Genomic DNA, 1,753 nt, shown 5'->3' on the forward strand with positions numbered 1-1,753 from the left:
GGAAGCCGTCGTCGAGGGCGACCCCGAGCACCGCCGCCGTCACCGCGCCCGCGACCGGCCGCGCGAAGTCGCGCACCAGGTCGAACTCCGGGCCCAGCCCGGCCACCACGGCCTCGATCCCGGCGAGCACCGGCGCCGGCAGCGGCTCCAGGCGGGCGATGATCTCCCGCAGCACCCCGCGCAGCCGGGTGTGGCTCTCGCCGTCGCGCAGCAGCACGCTGGGCGAGCCGCCGCCGGGATCCGACGTCAGGTCCGGCGAGCGCAGTGCCCGCGCGCTCGCGTCGCGTCCGGTGACGACGCGGATCCCGTGCTCTTCGAACTGGTCCATCGCCCGCCCAACCTAGGGCAGGATGGGCCCGTGCCGCCCGCAGACGTCCCGGACGAGGTCCTGGCCACGCCGTTCACGGACTACCTGCTCCGCAACGCCGCCGAAGACCGCCCGGCCTTCAAGTGCCTGACCTTCCCCGGCCCGGCCGAGCACACGCTGACGTGGCCGCAGCTGCTCGCCCGCGTCCGCGGTACCGCCCGCGAGCTGCGGCGCCACACCCGGCCGGGTGACCGCGTGGCGATCGTCGCCCGCCAGGACCTCGAGTACGTCGTCGCCTTCCTCGGCACGCTCTACGCGGGGCTCGTCGCGGTGCCGCTGTCCGTCCCGACCGGCCGCACCCACGCCGCCCGGATCGAGTCGGCCTTCGCCGACGCCCGGCCGTCGGTGTGCCTGACCTCGAAGAACCTGCTGGAGAAGACCGCCTCGCTGGCCGGGCGGCCGGACGTCGTGCTCGCGATCGAGGACATCGGGCCCGACGGCGCCGAGCCGCCCGCCGCGGTCGCGATGGCCGACCCGGCCTACCTGCAGTACACGTCGGGTTCGACGCGCCGCCCGGCCGCCGCCGTGATCTCGCACCGCGCGCTGGTGGCCAGCTGCTGGCAGACCACCCGCTGCTACCACGCCGACGCGTCGACGCCGCTGGCCGGCTGGGTCCCGTTCTTCCACGACATGGGGCTGGTCCTGCTGATCGGCACGCCGGTCTTCCTCGGCTCGCGGTCGGTGTTCTTCACGCCGATGGAGTTCGTGCGCGACCCGCTGCGCTGGATCCGGCTGCTGGCGGAGTACCCGGGCGCGATCACCGCGGCGCCGAACTTCGCCTTCGACCTGGCCGCCGAGGCGGCGGGGGAGCTGGAGTCCGTCGACCTCTCGCACGTGAACTCGGTGCTCAACGGCAGCGAGCCGGTCCGCGCGGCCACCGTCGAGGCGTTCGAGCGGGCGTTCGCGCCGTTCGGGCTGCCGCGCGCGGCGCACAAGCCGTGCTACGGGCTGGCCGAGGCGACGGTCTTCGTCACGAGCACGGGGGACGAGGGCCCGACCGTGACGGCGTCCGGCCTGGTCTCCGTGGGACGCCCGTACGGCCAGCGGATCCGCGTCGTCGACAAAGCGACCGGCGAGCCGCTGCCGGACGGCGAGGTCGGCGAGATCCGGGTGTCCGGCCCGAACGTCGCCGACCGCTACTGGGGCCAGGACGCCCCGCTGGCGGACGGCGGCTGGCTGGCCACCGGCGACCTCGGCTTCGTCCACGAAGGACTGCTGTACGTCACCGGCCGGCTCAAGGACCTGATCATCGTCGACGGCCGCAACCACTACCCGCAGGACATCGAGGCCACCGTCGAGGCCGCGCACCCGGCCGTCCGGGCCGGCCGGGTCGCCGCGTTCGCCGTCGACGGGGCGGGCGGCGAAGGGGTCGCGGTCGTGGCCGGC

At 75.2% G+C, this 1,753-nt stretch carries 1 protein-coding gene and 1 pseudogene; one reads left to right on the forward strand and one right to left on the reverse strand.

All coding sequences use genetic code 11. From position 1 onward, the window contains the following. Window positions 1-328 (reverse strand): annotated as a pseudogene (locus tag G3I65_RS10630) (cytochrome P450); the annotation flags it as partial. 30 nt (window positions 329-358) lie between these two features. Here G3I65_RS10630 and G3I65_RS10635 point away from each other — a divergent pair. Beyond that, window positions 359-1,753 (forward strand): fatty acyl-AMP ligase (locus G3I65_RS10635; protein WP_160695949.1); only part of this gene is annotated, 1,395 nt, incomplete at its 3' end.

The sequence above is a fragment of the Amycolatopsis sp. SID8362 genome (assembly GCF_010550475.1).
Taxonomy (GTDB): Bacteria; Actinomycetota; Actinomycetes; order Mycobacteriales; family Pseudonocardiaceae; genus Amycolatopsis; species Amycolatopsis eburnea.